At 67.1% G+C, this 23,941-nt stretch carries 25 protein-coding genes; 11 read left to right on the top strand and 14 right to left on the bottom strand.

Annotated elements, in window-relative coordinates; all coding sequences use genetic code 11:
• The first annotated feature begins 59 nt into the window (after positions 1–59).
• From MRBLST15_RS21010 to MRBLST15_RS21000, 3 genes are all read left to right on the top strand, one after another.
• Positions 60–695 (top strand): NAD-dependent dehydratase, encoded by a 636-nt coding sequence (locus MRBLST15_RS21010; RefSeq protein ID WP_312704636.1) that lies wholly within the window; start codon positions 60–62, stop codon positions 693–695.
• On the top strand, positions 695–1,402 hold the full coding sequence (locus MRBLST15_RS21005; RefSeq protein WP_367787848.1) for a helix-turn-helix transcriptional regulator: 708 nt from the start codon (positions 695–697) through the stop codon (positions 1,400–1,402). The genes MRBLST15_RS21010 and MRBLST15_RS21005 overlap by 1 nt, the downstream gene beginning before the upstream one ends.
• Before the next feature lie 139 nt (positions 1,403–1,541).
• On the top strand, positions 1,542–1,928 hold the full coding sequence (locus tag MRBLST15_RS21000) for a VOC family protein (RefSeq protein ID WP_265952336.1): 387 nt from the start codon (positions 1,542–1,544) through the stop codon (positions 1,926–1,928).
• A gap of 84 nt (positions 1,929–2,012) precedes the next feature.
• Here the strand turns inward: MRBLST15_RS21000 and MRBLST15_RS20995 are convergent, their stop codons facing one another.
• From MRBLST15_RS20995 to pdhA, 4 genes are read right to left on the bottom strand one after another with little or no spacing between them, the layout of a single operon-like run.
• Positions 2,013–3,416, bottom strand: coding sequence for a dihydrolipoamide acetyltransferase family protein (locus tag MRBLST15_RS20995; RefSeq protein ID WP_367787844.1), 1,404 nt, complete (start codon positions 3,414–3,416; stop codon positions 2,013–2,015).
• Entirely contained in the window at positions 3,413–3,766 is a 354-nt protein-coding gene (locus MRBLST15_RS20990; protein WP_025874583.1) for an SH3 domain-containing protein, read from the bottom strand. The genes MRBLST15_RS20995 and MRBLST15_RS20990 overlap by 4 nt, the downstream gene beginning before the upstream one ends.
• Position 3,767: 1 nt before the next feature.
• Positions 3,768–4,835, bottom strand: a complete 1,068-nt coding sequence (locus MRBLST15_RS20985) for an alpha-ketoacid dehydrogenase subunit beta (protein ID WP_025874584.1) — start codon at positions 4,833–4,835, stop codon at positions 3,768–3,770.
• The gene (gene pdhA, locus MRBLST15_RS20980) at positions 4,828–5,910 is read right to left on the bottom strand and encodes a pyruvate dehydrogenase (acetyl-transferring) E1 component subunit alpha (protein ID WP_265952339.1); all 1,083 of its coding nucleotides are present in this window, start codon (positions 5,908–5,910) and stop codon (positions 4,828–4,830) included. The genes MRBLST15_RS20985 and pdhA overlap by 8 nt, the downstream gene beginning before the upstream one ends.
• Before the next feature lie 325 nt (positions 5,911–6,235).
• On the opposite strand from pdhA, the gene MRBLST15_RS20975 reads away from it, so the two are divergent.
• The 4 genes from MRBLST15_RS20975 to MRBLST15_RS20960 all read left to right on the top strand — a co-directional run bounded on the left by MRBLST15_RS20975 (position 6,236) and on the right by MRBLST15_RS20960 (position 10,668).
• On the top strand, positions 6,236–7,111 hold the full coding sequence (locus MRBLST15_RS20975; RefSeq protein WP_367787839.1) for a tryptophan 2,3-dioxygenase: 876 nt from the start codon (positions 6,236–6,238) through the stop codon (positions 7,109–7,111).
• A gap of 179 nt (positions 7,112–7,290) precedes the next feature.
• Positions 7,291–8,790, top strand: a complete 1,500-nt coding sequence (locus tag MRBLST15_RS20970) for a peptide MFS transporter (RefSeq protein ID WP_346578119.1) — start codon at positions 7,291–7,293, stop codon at positions 8,788–8,790.
• A 16-nt stretch (positions 8,791–8,806) separates the two neighbouring features.
• Entirely contained in the window at positions 8,807–9,415 is a 609-nt protein-coding gene (locus tag MRBLST15_RS20965; protein WP_367787835.1) for a thioredoxin family protein, read from the top strand.
• A gap of 113 nt (positions 9,416–9,528) precedes the next feature.
• Positions 9,529–10,668, top strand: a complete 1,140-nt coding sequence (locus MRBLST15_RS20960; RefSeq protein ID WP_367787832.1) for a hypothetical protein — start codon at positions 9,529–9,531, stop codon at positions 10,666–10,668.
• A 94-nt stretch (positions 10,669–10,762) separates the two neighbouring features.
• Here MRBLST15_RS20960 and MRBLST15_RS20955 read toward each other — a convergent pair whose 3' ends face one another.
• Complete coding sequence (locus MRBLST15_RS20955) at positions 10,763–10,990, bottom strand: hypothetical protein (protein ID WP_100462157.1); 228 nt, start codon at positions 10,988–10,990, stop codon at positions 10,763–10,765.
• A 539-nt stretch (positions 10,991–11,529) separates the two neighbouring features.
• Positions 11,530–12,024 (bottom strand): MarR family winged helix-turn-helix transcriptional regulator, encoded by a 495-nt coding sequence (locus MRBLST15_RS20950; RefSeq protein ID WP_050815698.1) that lies wholly within the window; start codon positions 12,022–12,024, stop codon positions 11,530–11,532.
• A 129-nt stretch (positions 12,025–12,153) separates the two neighbouring features.
• Between MRBLST15_RS20950 and hppD the strand changes: the two genes are divergently transcribed.
• Together hppD and hmgA are read left to right on the top strand one after the other, a co-directional pair.
• The gene (gene hppD / locus MRBLST15_RS20945) at positions 12,154–13,266 is read left to right on the top strand and encodes a 4-hydroxyphenylpyruvate dioxygenase (protein WP_170919610.1); all 1,113 of its coding nucleotides are present in this window, start codon (positions 12,154–12,156) and stop codon (positions 13,264–13,266) included.
• Positions 13,267–13,369: 103 nt separating this feature from the next.
• Positions 13,370–14,668 (top strand): homogentisate 1,2-dioxygenase, encoded by a 1,299-nt coding sequence (gene hmgA / locus MRBLST15_RS20940; protein WP_367787827.1) that lies wholly within the window; start codon positions 13,370–13,372, stop codon positions 14,666–14,668.
• A 124-nt stretch (positions 14,669–14,792) separates the two neighbouring features.
• Here the strand turns inward: hmgA and MRBLST15_RS20935 are convergent, their stop codons facing one another.
• On the bottom strand, positions 14,793–15,329 hold the full coding sequence (locus MRBLST15_RS20935; protein ID WP_367787824.1) for a hypothetical protein: 537 nt from the start codon (positions 15,327–15,329) through the stop codon (positions 14,793–14,795).
• Between the two features lie 124 nt (positions 15,330–15,453).
• Here MRBLST15_RS20935 and MRBLST15_RS20930 point away from each other — a divergent pair, with 124 nt between their 5' ends.
• Positions 15,454–16,095, top strand: coding sequence for a hypothetical protein (locus MRBLST15_RS20930; protein WP_265952344.1), 642 nt, complete (start codon positions 15,454–15,456; stop codon positions 16,093–16,095).
• 73 nt (positions 16,096–16,168) lie between these two features.
• Entirely contained in the window at positions 16,169–17,125 is a 957-nt protein-coding gene (locus tag MRBLST15_RS20925; RefSeq protein WP_367787821.1) for a sodium:calcium antiporter, read from the top strand.
• Positions 17,126–17,161: 36 nt separating this feature from the next.
• On the opposite strand, the gene MRBLST15_RS20920 is transcribed toward MRBLST15_RS20925, so the two are convergent.
• The 7 genes from MRBLST15_RS20920 to MRBLST15_RS20890 all read right to left on the bottom strand — a co-directional run bounded on the left by MRBLST15_RS20920 (position 17,162) and on the right by MRBLST15_RS20890 (position 23,884).
• A complete protein-coding gene (locus MRBLST15_RS20920) occupies positions 17,162–17,548 on the bottom strand; it encodes a Na+/H+ antiporter subunit G (RefSeq protein WP_205405217.1) in 387 nt (128 codons plus the stop codon).
• On the bottom strand, positions 17,545–17,829 hold the full coding sequence (locus MRBLST15_RS20915; protein WP_025874598.1) for a K+/H+ antiporter subunit F: 285 nt from the start codon (positions 17,827–17,829) through the stop codon (positions 17,545–17,547). Before MRBLST15_RS20915 ends, MRBLST15_RS20920 begins: the two co-directional genes overlap by 4 nt.
• Complete coding sequence (locus MRBLST15_RS20910) at positions 17,826–18,332, bottom strand: Na+/H+ antiporter subunit E (protein ID WP_265952345.1); 507 nt, start codon at positions 18,330–18,332, stop codon at positions 17,826–17,828. Before MRBLST15_RS20910 ends, MRBLST15_RS20915 begins: the two co-directional genes overlap by 4 nt.
• Positions 18,329–19,864, bottom strand: a complete 1,536-nt coding sequence (locus MRBLST15_RS20905) for a monovalent cation/H+ antiporter subunit D (protein ID WP_265952346.1) — start codon at positions 19,862–19,864, stop codon at positions 18,329–18,331. Before MRBLST15_RS20905 ends, MRBLST15_RS20910 begins: the two co-directional genes overlap by 4 nt.
• A complete protein-coding gene (locus MRBLST15_RS20900) occupies positions 19,861–20,238 on the bottom strand; it encodes a Na+/H+ antiporter subunit C (RefSeq protein ID WP_025874601.1) in 378 nt (125 codons plus the stop codon). The genes MRBLST15_RS20905 and MRBLST15_RS20900 overlap by 4 nt, the downstream gene beginning before the upstream one ends.
• Positions 20,238–23,066: a monovalent cation/H+ antiporter subunit A gene (locus MRBLST15_RS20895; RefSeq protein WP_367787814.1), complete on the bottom strand. Its 2,829-nt coding sequence runs from the start codon at positions 23,064–23,066 to the stop codon at positions 20,238–20,240. Before MRBLST15_RS20895 ends, MRBLST15_RS20900 begins: the two co-directional genes overlap by 1 nt.
• Before the next feature lie 332 nt (positions 23,067–23,398).
• Positions 23,399–23,884: a DUF962 domain-containing protein gene (locus MRBLST15_RS20890; protein ID WP_367787812.1), complete on the bottom strand. Its 486-nt coding sequence runs from the start codon at positions 23,882–23,884 to the stop codon at positions 23,399–23,401.
• Positions 23,885–23,941: the final 57 nt, after the last annotated feature.

The raw sequence follows: 23,941 nt of genomic DNA, 5'->3' as shown, positions 1-23,941 counted from the left end.
CAACTGGCGGTGGCTTGAACCGATAGGATGGGCGACAGGATGCCGCAGTGGAGGTGGGTATGCGTGTGATGTTGCTGGGGGCGACGGGACTGGTCGGTGGTCACGCCCTGTCGCTGCTGTTGGCCGACCCCCGTTGCAGCGCCGTGGTCGCGCCCAGCCGCCGCCCGTTGCCCGTGCAGCACACCCAGCTGCACAATCCGGTATTGGCGTTCGATGCGCTGCCTGATGCGCCGGACTGGGCACGGGTGGACGCGGTGATCTGCGCCCTGGGCAGCACCATCGCCCAGGCCGGCAGCCGCGAGGCGTTCCATCGTATCGATCATGATTACCCGCTGGCGTTCGCTCGCCTTGCCCTTGCGCAGGGCGCCCAGGCATTCGCGCTGAACTCGGCCGCAGGCGCCAACCCGCGTTCGTCGATCTTCTACAGCCGGGTCAAGGGCGAGCTGGAGCGCGATCTGCGTGCGTTGGGCTTCCCGTCGCTGACGCTGGTGCGGCCCGGACTGATCGGCGGTGAGCGGCAGCAGGTCCGCCGTGGCGAACGCTTCGCGCTGCAGGTACTGGGCGTGCTGGGGCCATTGCTGCCCCGCGCCTGGCGGATCAACCCGGCACCTGTGATTGCCCGCGCGCTGGTGGAGGCCGCACTGGCGCCGCAACCGGGCGAGCACGTGGTGGCTTCGAAGGGCCTGGTGGACTGATGTCGCGCGCGCTGCGTCTGACCCAGCTGCTGCAGGTGCTGCGCCGGCACCGCCGGCCGGTGCCCGGGCAGGCGCTGGCCGACGAACTGGGCATCAGCCTGCGCACGCTGTACCGCGATATCGAAACGCTGCGCGAGCAGGGCGCCGACCTGCGCGGGGAAGCTGGCGTCGGCTACCAGCTGGAACCGGGCGATGTGCTGCCGCCGTTGACCTTGCCGCCGGCCGAGATCGACGCGCTGGTGCTTGGCCTGCGCTGGGTGGCGGCACGCACCGAGCCGGCGCTGGCCGAGGCCGCGCGTGATGCCTTGGCGCGCATCGCCCATGTGCTGCCAGCAGCACGCCGCGAAGCACTGCGTGACAGCGGCCTCCGGGTGGGCCCATCGCGTACGGCAGCGAAGGTGCCCCCGGCGCGCCTGCAGGCCGTGCGCGAAGCGGTGGGTACGCAGCAGCGGCTGCAGTTCGCCTATGAGGATGCACAGGGACGGCGTACCGAGCGCGTGGTCTGGCCGTTCGCACTGGGGTACTTCGATGAAGTGCCGATGCTGGCGGCCTGGTGCGAGGGCCGCGAGGACTTCCGTCATTTCCGCCTGGATCGCATCCGCCATGTGCGTGCGTTGGAAGAGTGCTACCTGGTGCCGCGTGCCACCTTGCTGCGGCGCTGGCAGAAGGCGCAGGGCATCGCTCCGGACTGGCTGGACCGTTCGTGACGTACCCGCTTTGGTAGATGTCGAGCCTGCTCGACGCTTTTGCTGTTCGCGGAGAGCCGTCCAGCAAGTTCGAGGCTGCTGACAGGAACTGTCAGCAGGGCAGGGCCACCATGGATTCTCCCAACAACGGAGCTTCCCCATGTTCAAGCCCAGCACCCTGCTGCAGTACGTGAAAGACGTCACCACCAGCGCCACGTTCTACAGCGGCATCCTAGGCACGCCGCCGGTCGAGCAGTCGCCCGGCTTCGCCCTGTTCCTGCTTGGCGATGGTGCCGCGCTGGGCCTGTGGCAACGCGATGACGTGCAGCCGCCGGTGAGCGCGGAGGCCGGTGCTGCCGAACTGGCGATGGTGGTGGCGGATGCAGCAACGGTGCAGCGCATGCACGACGAGTGGTGTGGGCTTGGCGTGCAGATCGCCCAAGCTCCGGTGACGCTGGAATTCGGCCACACCTTCGTCGGCGTCGATCCCGATGGCCATCGCCTGCGTGTCTACAGCCGCGCCGAGGGCATGGTCGCGCGCGATTGATCGCCACGCTGCACCCACAAAAAAACGCCGGGCAATGCCCGGCGTTTTCCATTCATGTGCCAACCAAGGTTGGCAGCTACCGGATCAGCTGGCCAGCGCCAGATCGTCCATCATCGCGCGCAGGAAGCGGGCCGCTTCGCCGCCGGTGGCTGCGCGGTGGTCGAAGGTCACCGACAGCGGGATCACCTTGTGCGCTTCCACGCCGCCCATCACCGGGGTCATCTGGTGGCGGGCACGACCGGCACCGACGATGGCCACGCACGGCGGCACCACGACCGGGGTCGCGTAGCGGCCGGCGAACATGCCGAAGTTGGACAGCGAGATGGTGTAGCCGCTCAGCTCCGAGGCTGCGATCGAACGCGCTTCCACCTGCTCGCGCAGACGATTGACGCCTTCGCGGATGCCACGGGCATCCAGCATGTCGGCGTTGCGCAGGGCCGGCACGAACAGGCCGTCGTCGGTGTCCACGGCGATGCCGATGTCCACCTGCGCATGCAGGGTGCGGGTCAGCGCTTCACCATCGAACCAGGCGTTCATCGCCGGCACCTTCTGCGCGGCGACCACGATCGAGCGCACCAGGCGCGCGGTGACGTCGTTGCCCGGCAGCCAGGCGTGGATGTCGGCGTCGTCGTTCAACGTGGTCGGCACGACCTTGCTGTGCGCATCGGCCATGACGCGGGCCATGTTGCGGCGCACGCCCTTCAGCGGCTCCGGCTGGCCCTTGGCAACCACGCCGGGCGGCTGCGTGCGCATCGGCTTGCCAGCGGCAGACAGCGGGGTGCGTGCGTCGGACTGTACCGGCGCGGCCACCTGCGCCGGAGCCGGTGCGGCAGCCGCCGGTGCAGCAACCGCTGCCGGCGCAGCGCCGATCTTCGCGCTGCCATCGGCAGCGGCCTGCTTGACGTCGGCCATGGTCACCGCGCCATCGGTGCCGGTGGCACGCACGCGGCTCAGGTCCACGCCCAGCTTGCGCGCGGTGGCACGCACGGCCGGCACGGCCTTGACGCCGCCGACCGCCAGCGCCTGTTCTGCATGCACCGCGTTGGAGCTCTGCATCGCGCCGACCACGGTGCCGGCGTCATCACGCTCGGCGGCGGCCGGCTTGGCTTCTTCAGCAGCTACCGGGGCGGCTGCGGTCGGCAGCGGCGGCGGCGTCGGTGCGGCCGGAGCCGCCGGAGCCGCCGGAGCGGCATGGCCGTGGCTGTGGCCGGTGTCCTGGCCGTCAGCGCGCTGCGGCAAGTTCGGGTCCAGCGCGAAGCTGGCCAGCACCGCGCCGGTCGGGATGATGTCGCCGGCAGCGCCGGACAGCTTCAGCACCGTGCCGGAGAACGGCGAGGGCACTTCGACGACGGCCTTGGCGGTCTCCATCGAGACCAGCGGCTCGTCCAGCTTGATCACATCGCCTTCCTTGACGAACCACTCGACGATGGTCGCGTCCGGCAGGCCTTCGCCCAGGTCGGGCAGGTTGAAGTTCTTGGTCTGGCTCATTTGCAGTTCTCTTCCAGCAGTTCCAGTTCGCGGGCAGGCAACCAGCCCGTCGCGCCATTGGCGCGCTCGGACCACCACCACCCGCCGTGTTCGTGATGAAGCTTGACCATCTCGCCGTTCTCCACATCCAGCTCGCGGGCGTCATAGTCGCGCAGGGCTTCTGCGCGACCATCGTCCAACAGCTGCAACCACGCTACCGGTGCCCATCCGGCGCGCCCATCACTGGTGCGCACCCAGGCAAACGCCGGCCATTCCTCGTCACGTACGCCTACTTCGACGATCTGGCCGGTGCGGAACCGGAGCGGGTTGGGATACTGGCTGCGGTAAGCCCCGAGAAGGCGGGCCCGCATGTCAGCCTGCCGCCACCGCGCGCTTGGCCGCCGCCACGATCCGCTCCACGCTCGGCAGATACTTCATCTCCAGGCGGAACAGCGGAATGTGGGTGTCGTAACCGGTAACGCGCTCGACCGGAGCCAGCAGGTCGTAGATCGACTCCTCGGCCAGGCGTGCGGCGATTTCCGCGCCGAAGCCCGCAGTCTTCGGGGCCTCCTGCACGATCACGCAGCGGCCGGTCTTGGCCACCGACTCGGCGATGGTGGCGAAGTCCAGCGGACGCAGCGTGGCCACGTCGATGACTTCGGCACTGATGCCTTCGCCGGCCAGCTTGTCGGCTGCTTCCAGCGCTTCCTTTACCTGCGCGCCCCAGGTCACCAGGGTCACATCGGTGCCATCGCGCAGCACGAAGCACACGTCCAGCGGCAAGGCTTCGCCGTCGTTGACGACCACTTCCTTGTACTGGCGGTAGATGCGCTTGGGCTCCATGTAGATCACCGGATCCGGTTCGCGGATCGCGGCCAGCAGCAGGCCATAGGCGCGCTGCGGCGAGGACGGCAGCACCACGCGCAGGCCCGGCACGTTGGTGAAGATCGCTTCGTTGGCTTCGCTGTGGTGTTCCGGCGCACGGATGCCACCACCCCACGGCACGCGCAGCACCATCGGGCAGTGCAGGCGGCCACGGGTGCGGTAACGCAGGCGCGCGGCGTGGCAGATGATGTGGTCGACCATCGGGTACATGAAGCCGTCGAACTGGGCTTCAGCCACCGGCTTCATGCCCTGTGCGGCCAGGCCGATGGTGAGGCCGGCGATGGTGGTTTCATCCAGCGGGGTGTCGAGGATGCGATCGGCGCCGAAGCGCTGCTGCAGGCCCGCGGTGGCGCGGAACACGCCGCCGTTGACGCCCACGTCTTCGCCCAGCACCAGCACCGACTTGTCGTGCTCCAGCTCCCAGGCCAGTGCCTGGGTGATGGCTTCGATGAGGGTGATCGGGGTGTCGGTCATGTTCTGTTCTCCGCGCGCGACGGCAGCGCTGTCGGCGGCGTTGGTGTGCGCGCTGGACGCGCCGTTCTTGATCTCATCCATGGCGCTGCTCCAGGGCGATCGCCTGGGCGCGCTGGGCCAGCAGGTCCTGCGGCGGGTCGGCATAGAGGAAATCGAACATCGCCTCGACCGGCTGCACCGGCGTGTTGAGGTACAGGTTCACTTCCTCGTCCACACGCTTGCCGCATTCGGCGGTCCAGGCGGCTTCTTCTTCCTCGCTCCACACGCCGGCGTTGGTCAGGTACTTGCGCAGGCGCAGCATCGGCTCGCGCTGCCAGGCATCCTTCACTTCGGCGTCGTCGCGGTAGCGGCGTGCGTCATCGGCGGTGGTGTGGTCGGACAGGCGATAGGTCATCAGTTCCAGCACGGTGCCGCCGTCGCCGGCCAGCGCACGTTCGCGCGCCTGCAGCATGGCGGCCATCACCGCGATCAGATCGTTGCCGTCCACCTGCAGGCAGTGCAGGCCGCCCGCCAGGCCCTTCTGTGCCAGCGTCTCGGCACCGGTCTGGGCCGAACGCGGGACCGAGATGGCCCAGCCGTTGTTGACGATGCACAGGATCAGCGGCAGCTTGTAGGCACCGGCCGAATTCAGTGCAGCGTAGAAGTCGGTCTTGGAACTGCCGCCGTCGCCGCACACGGCCACCGCGATCTGCTGTTCCTTGTTGAGCTTGAACTTCAGCGCAGCGCCTGCGGCGTGCAGGCACTGGGTGGAGATCGGCACGCAGAACGGGAAGTCCTTGGCCGCATTGCCGCCATAGTCGTTGCCGCGCTCGTCGCCGCCCCAGTACATCAGCACGTCGTGCGGGCGCACGCCACGCATGAACATGGCGCCGTACTCGCGGTAGGACGGCGCGAACACGTCGTCCTTCTGCATCGCAGCGCCGATGCCCACATGCGCGGCTTCGTGGCCGAGGCAGGCGGCGTAGGTACCCAGCTTGCCGGTGCGCTGCAGCGCGATCGACTTGCCGTCGAACACGCGCACGAACAGCATCTGCTTGAACATCGGCAGCAACGCGCGCGGGTCGCGCAGGGCTTCGGGCAGATCATCGCGGACGAGCGTGCCGTCCGTGTCCAGATACTGCAGGTATTCGATCTTGAACTCAGCGGCAACCGTCATTGCGTACTGCACCTTCGACAGAGAAGTTACAAATGATATGAATCGCCATGTTAAGGAATGCGTACGAAAAAGCTCTCCTGCGGCGCAGCACGGCCTGCCGGCCTTTGTACCCCCTTGCGGGCGCTTGATGCCAATAACTTCAACGTATTCAGCCATTGCTGCAAAGCATCACAACGCGCCCTGGGCTGAGCGCCAGTAGAACGGCGCAAACGGTTCCACGCGCAACGGCCGTTCCACAGCCGCGCCGCACGCCCCGGTACGGTCATCGCGGCTGCCAGCGCGGCAGCAACGCGCTACCCTTGCCGCCCCCGATCTGGTCCCGCCCATGTCCGTCGACAACAACCAACGCGATCTCGAAGCCGGTATCCACACCGATCTGCAGGGGCGGCTGACCTACGGCGGCTACCTGCGGCTGGACCAGCTGCTCAGCGCGCAGCAGCCGCTGTCCAGTCCGCCGCATCACGACGAGATGCTCTTCATCATCCAGCACCAGACCTCCGAGCTGTGGTTGAAGCTGCTGGGTCACGAGCTGGGTGCGGCAATCGGCTTCCTGCAGCGCGACGAGGTCTGGCAGTGCCGCAAGGTGCTGGCGCGCAGCAAGCAGGTGCTGCGCCAGCTGACCGAACAGTGGTCGGTGCTGGAAACGCTCACCCCGTCCGAGTACATGGGCTTCCGCGACGTGCTGGGCCCGTCCTCGGGCTTCCAGTCGCTGCAGTACCGCTACATCGAGTTCCTGCTGGGCAACAAGAACGCGCAGATGCTGCAGGTGTTCGAGCACGACACGGCCGGGCAGGCGCAGCTGCGCACCGTGCTGGAGGCGCCGAGCCTGTACGAGGAGTTCATGAAGTACCTGGCCCGCTTCGGCCACGCCGTGCCGGCGGTGTACGAGGCGCACGACTGGACCCAGCCGCATGTGGCCGATGATGCACTGCAGCCGGTCTTTGAACGCATCTACCAGGACACTGACCGCTACTGGCGCGAGTACGCGCTGTGCGAGGACCTGGTGGACCTGGAAACGGCCTTCCAGCTGTGGCGGTTCCGACACATGCGCACGGTGATGCGGGTGATCGGCTTCAAGCGCGGCACCGGCGGCTCCTCCGGCGTGGGCTTCCTGGCCAAGGCACTGGAGCTGACCTTCTTCCCTGAATTGTTCCAGGTGCGCACCACTCTGCATGTCGCGCCCCCACCGGATCTGGCCTGATCCCCATTCAGCTTGGCCACCCGCGGCTGGCTGGATCGTTTCAGATGCAAGTTCAGCGAGCAGGCCGCGACCTGCCTCAAACGGCGTGTATTTGACGTGAACGCCAGAAGTCGGTGATCCTCGCGCGTTGCTTCACCGCACATCGGACGTGCCTCCATCCACCGAACCAGGAATTCCGCATGAGCGTAAACGCCACTGCGAACACCCCAGAGCCGGCGCTGCCGGACTTCAACACCACGATGGGCCACCCGCGCCCGTTGTGGATGCTGTTCATGACCGAGTTCTGGGAGCGCTTTGCGTTCTACGGCATCCGCTGGGCGTTGGTGCTGTACATCGTTGCCCAGTTCTACAACGGCAACGCCGCCGGTGAAGGCGACGCCAGCCGCATCTACGGCGCCTACCTGGCGCTGGTATATGCCGCCGCGATCTTCGGCGGCTACGTGGCCGACCGGGTACTGGGTTACCAGCGCTCGATCCTGACCGGCGCGATCATCATGGCCGTCGGCCTGTTCATGATCTCGCTGCCGCAGGAGCACATCTTCAAGCTTGGCCTGGCCACGATCATCGTCGGCAACGGTCTGTTCAAGCCCAACATCTCGACCATGGTCGGCAAGCTGTACGGCCTGAAGGACGAACGCCGCGACTCGGGCTTCACGATCTTCTACATGGGCATCAACATCGGCGCGATGATCGCCCCGGTGCTGACCGAGTACCTGGCCCGCAAGGTCTTCGGCACCTCGGAAATGCCCTCCTACAAGGTCGTGTTCATTGCCTCCGGCGTGGGCATGCTGATCTCGCTGGTGTGGTTCTACATCGGTCGTGCCGGCCTGAAGGGCATCGGTGCACCGCCGGCTGGTGCTGAAGGTTTCGGCCGCATCATCATGGTGCTGGTCGGTTCGCTGTTCGCCATTCCGGTGGCTTACTTCCTGCTCGCCACCGGCGCCACCGCGCTGGCCTGGATCCTCGGCGTGATGTTTGCCGCCCTGGCCGTGCTGCTGCTGGTGGAAGGCATCCGCGAGGGCAAGGTGCAGCGCGACCGCGTGATCGCCATGCTGATCATCTTCGCCTTCAACGTCATGTTCTGGATGTTCTTCGAACAGGCCGGCAGCTCCTTCACCTTCCTGGCCGAGAACATCGTCAACCGCCAGCTGGGTGATTGGACCTTCCCGACCGCGTGGTTCCAGTCGGTCAACTCGGTGGCGATCATCACCCTGGCGCCGATCATCGCCTGGATCTGGGTGGCCCTGGGCCGCGCCAATCCGTCCATCCCGCGCAAGTTCGGCCTCGGCCTGCTGTTCAACGGCGCTGCTTTCGCCCTGCTGATGTTCGCTCTGTCGACCATGGTCGTGGACGGCAAGATCCCGTTCTGGACCCTGTTCATGGTCTATGTCATCCAGTCGGTCGGTGAGCTGTGCCTGTCGCCGATCGGCCTGTCGATGGTGACCAAGCTGGCTCCGGTGCGTCTGGTCGGCTTCGGCATGGGCGGCTGGTTCCTGTCCACCGGCATCGGCAACAACCTGTCGGGCATCTTCGCCGGTGCGGTCAGTGGTGAAGGCGGCATGACGGTCGAATCGGCCCTGAAGGGGTATACCTTCGGGTTCTGGGCCTTGATCGGTTCGGGTGTGGTCCTGTTCCTGGTCGCGCCGCTGATCAACAAGCTGATGCACGGCGTGAAGTAATGAGAGGGTAGTGGGCATGCGTACAACGTTCGGTGGTGCAGTGGTGGCAGTGATGTGTGCGGCGCTGATCGGCGCCTGTTCGCAGCCTCAACCTCCCGCTGCCCCCGAGCCCACGCAGCCCCTGGATACCCGCCCCACCGAGCCACCGGTCGCTGACCCCAGCGAACCGGTGGCCTCGGGCAACACCCCGGCGGCGGCCGATATCGCCGCCATTGCCGGGCTGGGCGCGCAGTTCGACCCGGCCCGTGACCCCGTTGCCGACCTGGAAACCGCCAAGGTCGAAGCCCAGCGCGGCAACAAGCGCATCATCCTGGAAGTGGGCAACGCCGCCTGCGAGCCCTGCCATGCACTGGATGAAGCCGTGGAAGGCAACGGCGATCTGCGCCGCTTCCGTGATGCCCACTATGTGTGGGTCAAGGTCAACGACAGTGCCGAGAATCCGAATGCAGCCTTCCTGGGCCAGTTCCCGCCGCTGCAGGGCGAGCACCCGCACCTGCTGGTGATCGATGCCGACGGCACGCTGCTGGCGCCACAGCCCAGCGCAGCGATGCACAAGGGCAAGACCGTGCAGACCGCACGCGTGATGGCGTTCCTCAAGCAGTGGGCGCCGCCAACGCCGCGGTAGCGCCTGCCGCTCCCTGGCCGGACATCCACGCGTGCCGTGGATCTACAGATCATTACCCTTCGGCCGTTAATGGCAAGGACCTCACTGCGCCACCCGGCGCGACCGGAGCGCCCATGCACAGCGACCACGCCGAACGCCTGCCCGAACCTGCCAGCACCCTGGCCGAAGGTGAGGCGCCTGATGGCGTGAGCCTGCCGCCGCAGGAAGCCCTGCTGGACGACGCCGGCACCGGCGCAGAAGCCCTCGAACTCGCACCGCCGCGGCATCGGTTGCCGCAGATCGCCTTGCCCGACAACGTGGTGCTGAAGGGCGCGGTGCAGAAGCTGGTGGAACAGAAGGCGCGGCTGGATCGACTGGCCGCCGAAGGGCAATTGGCCGGTCTGCTGCCGCCGGAATGGCACGGCAACGGCGTGCGCGCGATCGACCTGTCCAGTTTCGTGCAGGGCGTGTTGCCGTTCCTGCAGCCCGGCGAGCGTGGTGAAACCGCACCGGCCCGCCTGCCGGTGCGCCACGTGCTGGGCGATGACAGCCGCTGGGGCCTGGCTGACGTCCCCGAACCGAAGTCACTGGCCTGGTACCTGGCCAGCGATGACCGCGCCAACGCGGGCAGCAAGGATGTCGCCGAGGCCTATCTGGTCGGCGCGCTCGGCTTGGCCTGGATGCAGGAAGGGCGCAGCCGCCCCGGCTTCCTGCGTGCGATGGACCAGGACAGCCTTGCGGCGCGGGTGACCATGCTGGGCTACCCGCCGCCGGGCGAGTTGGCGTTGTACAGCGTGACCGCGCACGGCCAGCCGCAGATCTGGTGCGTGCATGGCCGGCGCAGGTTGCGCCCGCTGGTGGCGCCGTGGCTGAGCGTGCCGCTGCTGACCGCCTATGGCGTGCCTGCACCGGTGGCATGGCCGGGCAGCTTCCCGCCCGTTGAAGCCGTGGCCGAAGCGATTGCTGCCGCGCGTCCGGGCAAGCTGCTGCCGGAAGTGGATCTGGGCAGAGTGGTCGCCAAGATCGCCGAAGACGCCTCGTCCGAGGCATGGCAGCCGGTCAGCCTGCTGCAGCTCAACACCTGGTCGCCGCGCTGGCCGTTCTTCCTTGGGACGTTTGTTGGCCTGCCATCGCTGCTGCTGGTCACCGCTGCGCTGGCACTGCCGGGGGCGGTTGAAGCGGCCACGGTTGCCGCCTCGCTGGGCTTTGCCGGCGGCGCCATCGGCGCGCTGGCGGTGCCGTGGATCCATGCGCGGCGCAAGCATCTGAGCTGAGGACGTGGGCCATCCGCGCGTGGTGTGCGTCTACTGCCCCATTGCGCGCGGACTCCGCGTAGATCCACGCCATGCGTGGATGCTCTTCCACCACTCAGGGTTCGGCAATCACCCGCAGCGCACTGGCATAGCCCTTGGCGAGACTGGTCAGGTCGAGCAGCCGGTTCAACGACAGCAGCAGACCCGGCTGGCAGGCCTTCAAGCGCTGATGTTCGAACCACGCCTGGGTGACGGTTTCCAACGTGGCCAACGCCTCATCGATGCGCTGCAGGTCGGCTTCGCGGTCGATGGGCTCGGTGGTGGGGTGATTGGGACGTGTCATGGCGAAGCTCCGGGGAGAGGCCGCCGGAAAGGCGGCAGGCGATGCGTGGTTGAAAGACCGTGATCCGAAGGAAGAACGGTGGCCATGCGGCCCCACGCACCGCCCGCCAAAGCAGGGCAGCGCGAGTCGCCGCCGCCCGCGAAGGACGGCGACGGGTGCGGCGTGGTTTCCTTCGGATCATCGGGCTTTCAACCCCGGCAGCGGTGTTCCGCTGCGCGCCTACCCTCGGGCCGATGGGACCGGCCGTCCAATAGGCAATGCCATTCGATGCGCGAATTTCGATACAACCGCTCTGTCGGCCAGGACTCTACCGGCCCGATGCCGAAACATCAGGTGGTAAACGCGACAAGTCGAGTCGAACCCGGCCGAAAGACCGTTCGTCGGCGGGCCATGAACACCGCGCGTTGCACGTCATCAATGGCCTGCGCCTGACCCCTCACAGCGCAGCCCGCGACATCATCCACGCTTGGCGTGGGTCCATGTGTCGACCAAGGTCGACACCTACCAAGAGCGGCGGGGTGGGCGCCGCCCCGAAGGGGTCAGACCCCTTCGCCCATCCGCTCCAGCCCATCCCCGGCCAGGCGCAGGATCAGCTTCTCCAGCACCTGCTCCTCTTCCTCGCTCAGCACCGACATCAGCTTGCGGGTGATCTCGATCACCATCGGTGCGATCGTCTCGTACACCTCGAACCCCGCCGCGGACAGTGCCAGCACCGAACGTCGGCGGTCATCGCCGTGCGTCTCACGCTTGATGAAACCGCGCTCCAGCAGGCGGGCCACGGCTCGGCTGACCGCCACCTTGTCCATCGCCGTGCGGTCGGAGACCTCGCTGGCCGACGACCCGGGGTACAGCGCCAGGATGGTGATCACCCGCCACTCTGGGATGGCAAGGCCATAGCGGTCGCCGTACAGCTTGGCGATGTTGCCGCTGACCCGGTTGGACAGCACGCTCAGCCGGTACGGCAGGAACTGTTCCAGGTCGAGCAGGACGTGGGAGGCACGCAGGCGGGTGGAAGCGGGATCGGCGGGGCTCATGTTGCGGTGCACCTTGCTGGTGGTTTCAAGTGTAACTATAAGTGTTGGGTCCGTACCCTGCATTCTCGCCGGGTCCAACCCCGCCCGCACCTGGTTTGTGCCGATGCGGCACCGATTCGGAGCCACGCCATGAATACCGCAGTCCCGTCCGCCTCGCATCCCAACCCCGGCATGCAGGTCACCACCTTCGAAAACCCGATGGGCATCGACGGCTTCGAGTTCGTCGAATTCGCCGCACCGGCCGGCCGTGGCGCCGAGCTGCACGAGTACTTCCGCAAGATGGGCTTCAGCGCGGTGCTCAAGCACAAGCAGCGTCCGATTACCGTCTATCGCCAGGGCGACGTCAACTTCCTGGTCAATGAAGACCCCGATTCGTTCGCCGCCGACTTCGCTGAAAAGCATGGCCCGTGCGCCTGTGGCTTCGCCATCCGCTTCAAGAAGCCGGGCGCGGAGGTCTACCAGACCGCGCTGGGCAATGGCGCTGAAGCCATCGCCTTCAAGCCGGAGAGCAAGGCGGTCAACGCGCCGGTCATCAAGGGCATCGGCGACTGCATGCTGTACCTGGTGGATCGCTACGGCGATGCCGGCAGCATCTTCGATGGCGACTACGAGCTGATCGCCGGCGCCGAGCTGCGCCCGAAGGGCTTCGGCCTGACCTTCATCGACCACCTGACCCACAACCTGTACTTCGGCAACATGCAGCAGTGGTCGGACTACTACGAGCGCCTGTTCAACTTCCGCGAGATCCGTTACTTCGACATCAAGGGCCTGAAGACCGGCCTGGTGTCCAAGGCGATGACCGCGCCGGACGGCATCGTGCGCATTCCGCTGAACGAATCGTCCGACCCGAAGAGCCAGATCAACGAGTACCTGGACGCGTACAAGGGCGAGGGCATCCAGCACATCGCCTGCTTCACCGAGAACATCTACGAGACCGTTGAAGCCATGCGCGCGCAGGGCGTGGATTTCCTCGACACGCCGGAGACCTACTTCGACGTGATCGACCAGCGCGTGCCGAATCACGGTGAGGACGTTGCCCGCCTGGCGAAGAACAAGATCCTGATCGACGCCGACCCGGAAACCCACCAGCGCAAGCTGCTGCAGATCTTCACCCAGAACTGCATCGGCCCGATCTTCTTCGAGATCATCCAGCGCAAGGGCAACGAAGGCTTCGGCGAAGGCAACTTCACCGCGCTGTTCGAGAGCATCGAGCGCGACCAGATCCGCCGCGGCGTGCTGTAAGGTCTTCGGTAGCGCCGGGCCAGTCCCGGCGCCTGCCCATCTGTAGAGCCGAGCCATGCTCGGATGCTTTCCGTTCCGGTCCCGCCGTACCCAGGAGCCCCCCATGTCCAGCGCCATCACCGCCCGCGGCTACCAGTCCGGTTTCGGCAACGAGTTCGCCAGCGAGGCCGTGCCCGGTGCACTGCCGGTCGGCCAGAACTCGCCGCAGAAGGTGGCCCATGGCCTGTATGCCGAGCAGCTGACCGGCACCGCGTTCACCGCACCGCGCGGCAGCAACCGCCGCAGCTGGCTGTACCGGATCCGTCCGGCGGTGACCCACGGTGAGTTCACTCCGTTCGCGCAATCGCAGCTGCAGTGCGATTTCGGTGCGCAGCCCGCTTCACCGAACCAGCTTCGCTGGAGCCCGCTGCCGCTGCCGGAGCTGCCGACCGATTTCGTCGAAGGCCTGTACACGATGGGTGGCAACGGTTCGCCCGATGCGCATGCTGGTGTTGGTATCCATCTATACGCCGCCAACCGTGACATGGTTGGCCGCTACTTCTACGACGCCGACGGCGAACTGCTGATCGTGCCGCAGCTGGGCAGCCTGCGGCTGCTGACCGAGCTGGGCGTGATCGAGATCGAACCACAGCAGATCGCGGTGATTCCGCGCGGCGTGCGCTTCCGTGTCGAGCTGCCTGATGGTCCGAGCCGTGGCTACGTCTGCGAGAACTACGGCGCGCTGCTGAAGCTGCCCGACCTGGGCCCGATCGGCTCCAACGGCCTGGCCAATCCGCGCGACTTCGAGACCCCGCATGCCGCGTTCGAAGACATCGACGGTGATTTCGAGCTGATCGCCAAGTTCGACGGCCGCCTGTGGCGTGCGCCGATCAATCATTCGCCGCTGGACGTGGTCGCCTGGCACGGCAACTACGCGCCGTACCGCTACGACCTGCGCCGCTTCAACACCATCGGGTCGATCAGCCACGACCACCCGGATCCGTCGATCTTCCTGGTGCTGCACTCGCCCAGCGACACCGCGGGCACCAGCAACATGGATTTCGCGATCTTCCCGCCGCGCTGGCTGGTGGCGCAGAACACGTTCCGCCCGCCGTGGTTCCACCGCAACATCGCCAGCGAGTTCATGGGCCTGGTGCATGGTGCCTACGACGCCAAGGCCGAAGGCTTCGTGCCGGGCGGTGCGTCGCTGCACAACTGCATGAGCGGCCACGGTCCGGATGCCCCGACCTTCGACAAGGCCTCAACTGCAGACCTGACCAAGCCGGACGTGATCAAGGACACCATGGCCTTCATGTTCGAGACCCGTGGCGTGATCCGCCCGACCGCGCAGGCGCTGGCCGCCGGTCACCGGCAGGGCGATTACCAGCAGTGCTGGAACGGCCTGCGCAACAACTTCCGTTGATCGTCCGCATCCACGCATGGCGTGGATTTACCGGGTGGCGCGATACCGCATCCACGCATGGCGTGGTTCCATCCGGTTTCGTGATGCAGTAGATCCACGCCATGCGTGGATGCTGTTCGCCGGATCAGGCGATGGCCGCGAACGCGCTGCAATGCTCCACCGGCAGCGCCTCCATCAGCCGCTGCCGCACGCGTTGGCAGTAGCCTTCCGAGGTCAGCGCCGGCAGCACCTGCAGCGCTGATTGCATCACCCGCAGGACCTCGCCTTCGGCACGCGCCTGTTGCAGGTCGCGGAACAGCGCTGCTGCGTTGGGGTGCCGCTGCATCTCCAAGATTCCCAGCACATAGATGCGCGCGGCGACCAGCGAGCGGCGTCGCTCGACCGGAGCGGCGGACGCTGCGGCGGCTGACGGTGCCAGCGGGGCAGCAGCCACACTCGGCGCAGGCTGCATGGAAACGGCGGCGTCCGCACCGGTCACCAGATATCCGGCCTGGATCAGCTGGATCACCATCGCTGCCGCGTCCTGCCCCAGCAGTGCAGTCAGCTCGGCGATGCTGCGCTGGCCATCACACAGGATCAGCAGCCGTCGCTGGCGCATGTCCAGCGGCGCGCGGTGGGCCAGCAGCGCGGTTCGGGCGAGGTCGGTCTTGCGCGGTTGCATGGGGAGGACAGCCAAGTCGGTGCTTGCCCAGCCTGAATGAGGGCGATGAAACCGCGATGACAATGCAGCGCCTGCACGCCGGCTGCGGTAGCGTTCACCCACCCTGTGCCAAGGATCCGCACCGATGAAGCACCTCCCGATTGCCGGCCTGCTGCTGTTGTCGCTGGCCGCCTGCAACCGTAGTCCCGAAACCGCCGCGCCGGACGCGCCTGCCGCCGCCACACCGGCGAAAGACGCCTCCGTTCCCGCCGACGCCGATCTGGCCACCGCATCGCCGGTGGACCCGCGCCGCGACAGCCCGGCACGCCTGGATGGTTTCGGCGGCGCCACGCTGGGCGCCGGCATCGCCGAGGTCCGCAGTGGCTTCGGCACCCCCTTGCAAGGCCTGGGTACCGATGCCGCTGGCAAGCCGCTGCCAGCCGACGATGCCAATGAGGGGTGCTACTTCCTGCGCCCGCAGGACGCCGAAGACCCGCGCCTGATGTTCGAGGCGCGCAAGCTGGTCCGCTACGACGTACGCAGCCCGTCGATCGTCGCCCCCGGTGGCGGCCGGGTCGGGATGACCCTGGGCGAGCTGCAGGTGCTCTATCCCGAGCGCGCCGACGTTGGCCCGGACAAGTACGACGACAAGGCCCAGCACCTGCGCGTGCGCCCGGCGCAGGAAGGCGCGGCGATCATCGATTTCGCCCTCGGCGCTGACGGCAAGGTCGGCGCCTGGCGGGTCGGCAGGACCCCGCAGGTGGACTACGCCGAAGGCTGCGGCTGAGCCACCCTCCTCGGCTCACCCGCTGCGGGTGGGCCGAGCGTAGAATCGCGCCACGACCGCTGGGGAGTGCTCGATGATCGCCATTGCCATTGCCTGGTTCCTGCTCGGCCTGCTGCTGCTGGCGCTGGGCGGGGACTCCATCGTCAAAGCCGTTTCCGGCCTAGCGCAGCGCTTCGGTGCCAGCGCATTCACCGCCGGCTTGTTGTTGCTGGGCATCGCTACTTCGCTGCCGGAGCTGGCGGTCAACGCCCGCGCGCTGGTGGTGGGCCAGCCGGAGCTGGCCTTGGGCAACGCCGTCGGCAGCAGCGTGGTCAACCTTGGCCTGACCCTGGCAATGGCTGCCATTGCTGCGCCGTTGCTGTTGCGCGCCCGCCTGCAGACGGTGCTGTGGTGGGCGCTGCTGGCCGCGGGCCTGCTGCTGATCGTGTTCGGGCTCGATGGCCGCTTGGTGCGCTGGGAGGCTGGCGTGCTGGTGGCCGGGTTCGTGGTGGTGCAGTTCCTGCTGCTGCGACGCGGGCGCCATGAGAGCGCCGAGGTACAGGCGATCATCGCCGAGTCGGCACTGAGCCGCACCAGCCTGCCGTTGAATGTGTTGCGCCTGCTGATCGCCGCAGTGGCGCTGTACTGGGGCGCGCGCCTGGTGGTCGGTGCTGCCGTTGATTTTGGTGCTGCGCTGGGCTGGACGCCGCTGCTGGTCGGTCTGTTGCCGGTGGCGATCGGCACCGCGTTGCCGGAGGTGGCCGCCGCCGTCGCGGCGGCGCGCCGTGGTCACGGCGACATGGTGCTGGGCCACGTGCTCGGTTCCAGCGTGGTCAACCTGATGCTGGTGATCGGTGCGATGGGGCTGCTGCAGCCACTGGCGTTGCCGGCCTCGTTCGTACGTCTGGAGCTGCCGGCGCTGCTGGCGTTCGCCCTGGTGCTGTACCCGATGCTACGCGGCGACCTGCGCATCAGCCGCATCGAAGGTGCGGTGCTGCTGGGCGCGTTCGTGGCCTGGCTGGGGCTGGAAATCGCATTGACCGCCGCCTGATCGAATGTCGTGCCGACCAACGGTCGGCACCCACCGTCAACGCGCGGTGGTTTCCTCTTCCCGCTCCGGTTCCGGCGGTGGCAGCTGTTCTTCTTCCGCACGCTCGTTGCCCGGCAGGCTGGGGCGCGTTTCCATCAGCAGCGACAGTGCCGCCTTGGCCATCAGGTGCGCGCTGATCGGCGCGGTGATGAACAGGAACACGGTGATCAGCAGCTCGCGCGGCTGCGGATCCTGGCCCAGGAAGATGTGGTAACACACCGAGCACACCAGCACGCAGCCCACGCCCAGCGTGCTGGCCTTGGTCGGTGCGTGCAGGCGCTTGAAGAAGGTGGACAGCTTCACCAGCCCCAGCGCGCCGACCAGGATGAAGAAGCAGCCGAACAGCAGCAGGATCGACAGCGCGATCTGGATGAAGGTGATCATTCGACGATGTCCCGGCGCAGCACGAACTTGCTCAGCACCACGGTGCTGCCGAAGCCGAGCATGGCGATGATCAGTGCCGCCTCGAAGTAGATCGCCGAATTGAGGTACATGCCGAACAGCATCAGTTCGGCGATGGCGGTCACCGACAGCGTATCCAGTGCAAGAATGCGGTCGGGCACGGTCGGCCCGCGCAGCAGGCGCCAGGTGGCCAGCAGCATGGCCAGGCCGACCACGTGCATGCATACCACCAGGGTGGTCTGGATGATCTGGAATCCAGTCATGGGAAGATCTCCATCAACGGGGCTTCATAACGGCGCTTGATCGTGTCGATCAGGTCCTGCGGGTCTTCCAGGTGCAGCACGTGCACCAGCAGGAACCTGCGGTCGTCGCTGAGCGCGGCCGACACCGTGCCGGGGGTCAGGGTGATCATGCTGGTCAGCGCGGCGATGCCGTGGATGTTGGCGATGTCCAGCGGCAGCCAGATGAAACCGGGGTGGATGTTCTTTTCCGGGCCCAGCACCTGGATGGCCACGCGGATGTTGGACATCAGGATGTCCCACAGGGTCACGAACAACAGCTTCGGCAGCGGCCGCAGGGTGCCGATGCGGGCGAACTCGCGGTCCAGGCGCGCAGCGAACAGTGGAATCACCACGCCCAGCAGCAGGCCCAGCAGGAACTGGCCGAGTGTGAAGCTGTCGGACATCAGCAGCCAGAACACCACCACCATCACGCTCAGCGCGGGCGAGGGCAGCAGGCGGCGGATCGGGGAACGCTTGGCGGTCATGGCTGGCGGATCTCCGGCGTGGTCGCGCGCAACTGCTGCACGTAGTCGCCCGGCTGCAGCAGCTGGGTGGCGATGGCGTCGGTGTGCTGCATCAGCGGGGCAGCGAAGAGCGTCATGCCGATGCCGTAGGCCAGCAGGATGCAGGCGGCAAACAGCTCGACACGGCGCAGTGGCGCCTTGCGCGGTGGTGGTGCCTCGGGATCAGGCAGCGGCACGCGCCAGAACAGGCGGATGCCACCGCGGGTCAGGCCCATGATGACCAGCAGGCTGCTGACCAGCACTGCCGTCCATACCGCGCCGGTGTACTGGTCGGGCATGCCGGCCAACAGCGCGGCCTTGGCCAGGAAGCCGGACAGCGGCGGCAGGCCGGCCACCGACACCGCCGCAATCAGGAACAGCACGGCGGGGGTCTCCTTGCCGGGCATCGGTGCGATCACTTCCTTGCGGTCGCTGGCGCCGCCGCGACGGCGTCGGATCAGGTCGGCGACCAGGAACAGTGCGGCGGCGACGAAGCTGCTGTGCGGCAGATAGTACAGGCCGGCAGACAGCACCTTCGGTGTGCCGACAGAGAAGGCGATGAACAGCGTCGCCGCCGAGACGATCACCAGATACGAAATCAGCACGCGCAGGCGCGCTGCGGCCAACGCACCCAGGCCGCCCAGCACCAGCGTCGCTACGCCGGCCCACAGCAGCCAGTCGCGGCCGTAGCCGGCCATTGCACCCGCATCCTCACCGAACCACAGCATCTGGATGCGCAGCACGGCATACAGGCCCACCTTGGTCATGATCGCGAACAGCGCCGCCACCGCCGCCGGTGCACGCGCATACGATTCGGGCAGCCACAGGTACAGCGGCATCAGCGCGGCCTTGGCACAGAACACCAGCAGCAACAGGCCCATCGTCGCCTTCACCAGGGTCAGCTGCGCAGGCGGCACCTCGGCAATGCGCTGCGACAGCTCGGCCATGTTCAAGGAACCCAGCGAGGCGTACAGCAGGCCCAGCGCGATCAGGAACAGGGTCGAGGCGGTGACGTTGAACACCACGTAGTGCAGGCCGATGCGCATGCGCAGGCCGCGGCCGCCACTGAGCAGCAGGCCGTAGGAGGCGATCAGCATCACCTCGAAGAACACGAACAGGTTGAAGATGTCGCCGGTCAGGAAGGCGCCGTTGAGGCCCACCAGCTGGAACTGGAACAGCGCATGGAAATGCGGTGCGCGGCGGTCCCATCCTGAGCACGCATGCAGCAGGCAGGGAATGGCCAGCAGCAGGGTGGTCAGCAGCATCCACGCCGACAGCCGGTCGGCCACCAGTGCGATGCCCAAGCGCGACGGCCAGTCGCCCAGCAGGTACACGCGGATGTCGCCGCCTGCGGTGTCGGCGAACAACAGGCCGACCACCACCGCCAGCGCGCCCAGCGAGGTCCACGCCACGGCACGCTGCACCTTCGGCCCATAGCGGCGGTGTTCGACGAACAGCGACAACGCGGCGCCGAGCAGCGGTACCAGGATCGGCAGGATCACCAGATGATTCATGCGCGGTCCTCGCCCCGGCGCGGCGGTGCATCGTCGTCCGGCTCGTGCGCGTCCACATGGTCACTGTGGTTGTCGCTGCGGCTGCGCATGGCCAGCACGATGCTGACGGCGGTCATCGCAAACGCGATCACGATCGCGGTCAGTACCAGTGCCTGCGGCAGCGGATCGGTGTAGTTGCCGAGGTGGCTCTCCACGCCTTCCTGCAGCACCGGCGCCTTGCCCTGCACCACGCGGCCACCGGCGAAGATCAGCAGGTTGGTGGCGTAGGACAGGAAGGTCATGCCGAGGATCACATCGAAGCTGCGCGCGCGCAGCAGCAGGTAGATGCCGATGGCGGTCAGCACGCCGATCGCAGAGGCCAGGGCCAGTTCCATCAGTGCATCTCCCCCGTTCGTGCCGAGCGGCGTTGCAGGTCGATCTCGCCCTTGCGCGCGGTGCGCGTCCGCGAGGGTTTGACGGTGGCCATCATCGACAGCATCAGCATCGCGCCACCGAACACCACCAGGTACACGCCGATATCAAAACCAATTGCGCTGGCCAGCGGTACATCGCCGATCAACGGCAGGTGCAGGTCCAGGTGACCGCTGGTCAGGAACGGCACACCGAACAGCATCGACGCGGCGCCACTGAGGATGGCGATCAGCAGGCCGGTACCGATGCAGCGGATGTAGTCGAAGCCGAAGCGCGATTCCACCGACGCGGTGCCCTGGATCACGTACTGGATCAGCAGCGGCACCGCCAGCACCAGGCCGGCGATGAAGCCCCCGCCCGGCGCGTTGTGGCCGCGCAGGAACAGGAAGATGGAGACCGTCAGGGTCAGCGGGAACATGATCTGGGCCAGATCGGCCGGCACCGGCAGCTTGATCGGCGGACCGGGCATGATCTGCTCCGGCGCCATCCGCGTACGCCGCAGCAGCGCATGCACGACCAGTGCGGCGATGCCGAACACGGTGATCTCGCCGAAGGTATCGAAGCCGCGGAAGTCGACCAGGATCACGTTGACCACGTTCTGGCCGTACGCCTCGGGCAGTGCGCGGGCAAGCAGTTCGCCGGCCATGGTGTTCGGCGGCAGGGTCATCGCGCTGTAGGCCAGCGCGCCCAGGCCGGCACCGGCCACGATCGCGATCAGCGCATCACGGCGCTTGCGCCAGCGCGGTCGCTCCGGGCCGGACTGTGCCGGCAGATAGTTCATGCCCAGCAGCATCAGCACCAGCGTGACCATCTCCACCAGCAGCTGGGTCAGCGCCAGGTCCGGTGCGGACAGGAACACGAAGGTCAGCGCCACCATCAGGCCGACACCGCCGACCAGCAGTACCGCCAGCAGGCGCTGCTTGTACATGCGCAGCGTCGCCACCGCGCAGGACATCATCACCAGCCACAGTGCCCAGCCCAGCAGCGGGATGGGCTGCGGTCTGGTCCATTCCGGCGAGGCCGGGTTGGCGATGTAGGGCGCAGCGGCGACCACGATCGCCACCAGCACCAGGCCCAGCAGCATGCGCTGCAGGCTGCCGTTGGCGATGCCGGCGGTCAACCGCTGCGCACCGGCCGACAGCAGGTCCAGCTGGTGGTGGAAGACGTTGCGCCCCGGCGTGGTGTTGGTTACCCCATGCAGGTCGATCAGCTTGCGCAGGCCGAAGTAGAGGGCCACGCCACCGACCACGCCCGCGGCGCTCATCGCCAGCGGCAGGTTGAAGCCATGCCAGATCGACAGGTTGTACTCGGGCATCGCGCTACCGAGGATCGAGGCCGCTGCCGCGTGCAGTACCGGCGCCACCGTCAGTGCCGGGGCGATACCCACCGCCACGCAGATCACCACCAGGATCTCCACCGGTACCTTCATCCAGCGCGGCGGCTCGTGTGGCACACGGTCCAGGCCATGCGGGCCCTTGCCGAAGAAGGTGTCGTGCACGAAGCGCAGGCTGTAGGCCACGCCGAACACACCAGCCAGCAGCGCAGCGATCGACACCGCCATGCGCATGGTGTCGGTGCCACCGGCCGAGAGCGCTTCGGCGAACAGCATTTCCTTGGACAGGAAGCCATTGAGCAGCGGGATGCCGGCCATCGCCAGCGAGGCGATGATCGCCAGCGCGCTGGTGAACGGCATCAGCCTGCGCAGGCCACCCAGCTTGCGCATGTCACGGGTACCGGTCTCGTGGTCGATGATGCCGGCGGCCATGAACAGCGAGGCCTTGAAGGTGGCGTGGTTGAGGATGTGGAACACGCCGGCGACCACCGCCATCGGCGTGGACAGGCCGAACAGCAGGGTGATCAGGCCCAGGTGCGAGATCGTCGAATAGGCCAGCAGGCCCTTCAGGTCATGCTGGAAGATCGCGTTCCAGGCACCGATCAGCAGGGTGATCGCACCAATGCCGCTGACCGTGTAGAAGAACAGATCGCTGCCGGCCAACGCCGGATGCAGGCGCGCCAGCAGGAATACGCCGGCCTTCACCATGGTGGCCGAGTGCAGGTAGGCCGACACCGGGGTGGGCGCGGCCATCGCGTGCGGCAGCCAGAAGTGGAACGGGAACTGCGCGCTCTTGGTGAAGATGCCCGCCAGTACCAGGAACAACGCATAGGGGTACAGCGCGCTGGCGCGGATCTGCTCACCGGCGGCCAGCACCACGTCCAGGTCGAAGCTGCCGACGATGCGGCCGATCAGCAGCACGCCGGCCAAAAGGGCCAGGCCGCCGCCGCCGGTGATCACCAGCGCCATCCGTGCGCCCTCGCGGGCGTCCTGGCGATGCGACCAGAAGCCGATCAGCAGGAACGAGCTGATGCTGGTCATTTCCCAGAAGATCATCAGCAGCAACAGATTGCCCGACAACACCATGCCCAGCATGGCGCCCATGAACAGCAACAGGTAGGTATAGAAGCGGTGCGCGCTGTCCTGCGGGCTCAGGTAGTAGCGCGCATACAGCACCACCAGCGCACCGATGCCCAGCACCAGCCCGGCGAACATCCAGGCCAGGCCATCCAGGCGCAGGGTGAAGTCCAGGCCGATCTGCGGCAGCCACGGCACCATCGTCCGCACCACCTGGCCATCGAGCACCGATGGGGTCAGCCAGGCGAGGATCGCCAGCCCGCCCAACGGCGCCAGCGCCGCCAGCCAGGCAGCAGTCGAGCGCGAACTACGGGGGAAGGCTGCGACAGCCACTGCCATGAGGAACGGCAGGGCCAGCAGCAGGGGCAGGCTGGGGAGCATGCAGGGAATCCATGATTCACGAGCAGGTCAGGGAGCATAACAGGCCGCCAAATGTCGCCGAAACCCATTGAACAGCGATCAATTGCATGTAACGTGCGCTGATTCATTTTTTCTGCGATGCAGCATGCGGTGCGGATGCCCCGTCTGGACCCGGTTGGCAGGTCCACCCTACGCCCACGCAGGGAGACCGCAGCCCCTGTCGCACAGGGACCGCCGCCGTCGGGCGGGGCTGGGAGAGGAGGTCACCGCGGCAGGCTGGCAGGCGCGCCGTGCAGTGTGGGTGATGGCATCTGCCCGTTCAGGAAACGAAGGCGTCGATGCGGCGACGCCGGTCAGTAGCGCCAGTCGAGCTTGCGATAGGCCTTGGCCATCACCCAGGCCGGGCCGATCAGCAGGTAGGTCAGGTCGGTCAGGAAGCTGGGTTTGCGGCCTTCGAACTTGTGGCCGATGAACTGCGCGATCCAGGCGACGACGAAGACGCCGATGGCCAGCGAGCGCAGGTTGTGCAGGCCGATTTCCGCTTCCAGCAGCCGGCACAGGCAGCCGAACACGAAGAACTGGATGAGCATGCCGATGCCCAGCGGGCGCGACAGCTTGTTGTAGAAGCACCAGGCGCTGAACATCGCGAACGCCGACCAGATGCCGTACTGGAACCAGGTGATCAGCGGCGGCACGCACCACAGCAGGGCCACCACCGACCACAGGATCGCCGGCACCGCCACCACGTGGATGCGCTGGTTGACCAGATTGCGGTGGTCATCGGAGTAGCTGGCGAAGTAGCGGTCGATCGGACGCGCAAGCTGGGTGGTGGTCTGCATGCGGCCAGCATACCCCGGCCGGGGCCGACAGTAGAGCCAGGCCATGCCTGGCTGCAG

The organism is Stenotrophomonas sp. LST15-1-1.1, assembly GCF_040815575.1.
Classification (GTDB): Bacteria; Pseudomonadota; Gammaproteobacteria; order Xanthomonadales; family Xanthomonadaceae; genus Stenotrophomonas; species Stenotrophomonas lactitubi_B.
The sequence above is the reverse complement of the archived record's forward strand: the minus strand, read 5'-3'. Positions and strand labels throughout refer to the sequence as shown.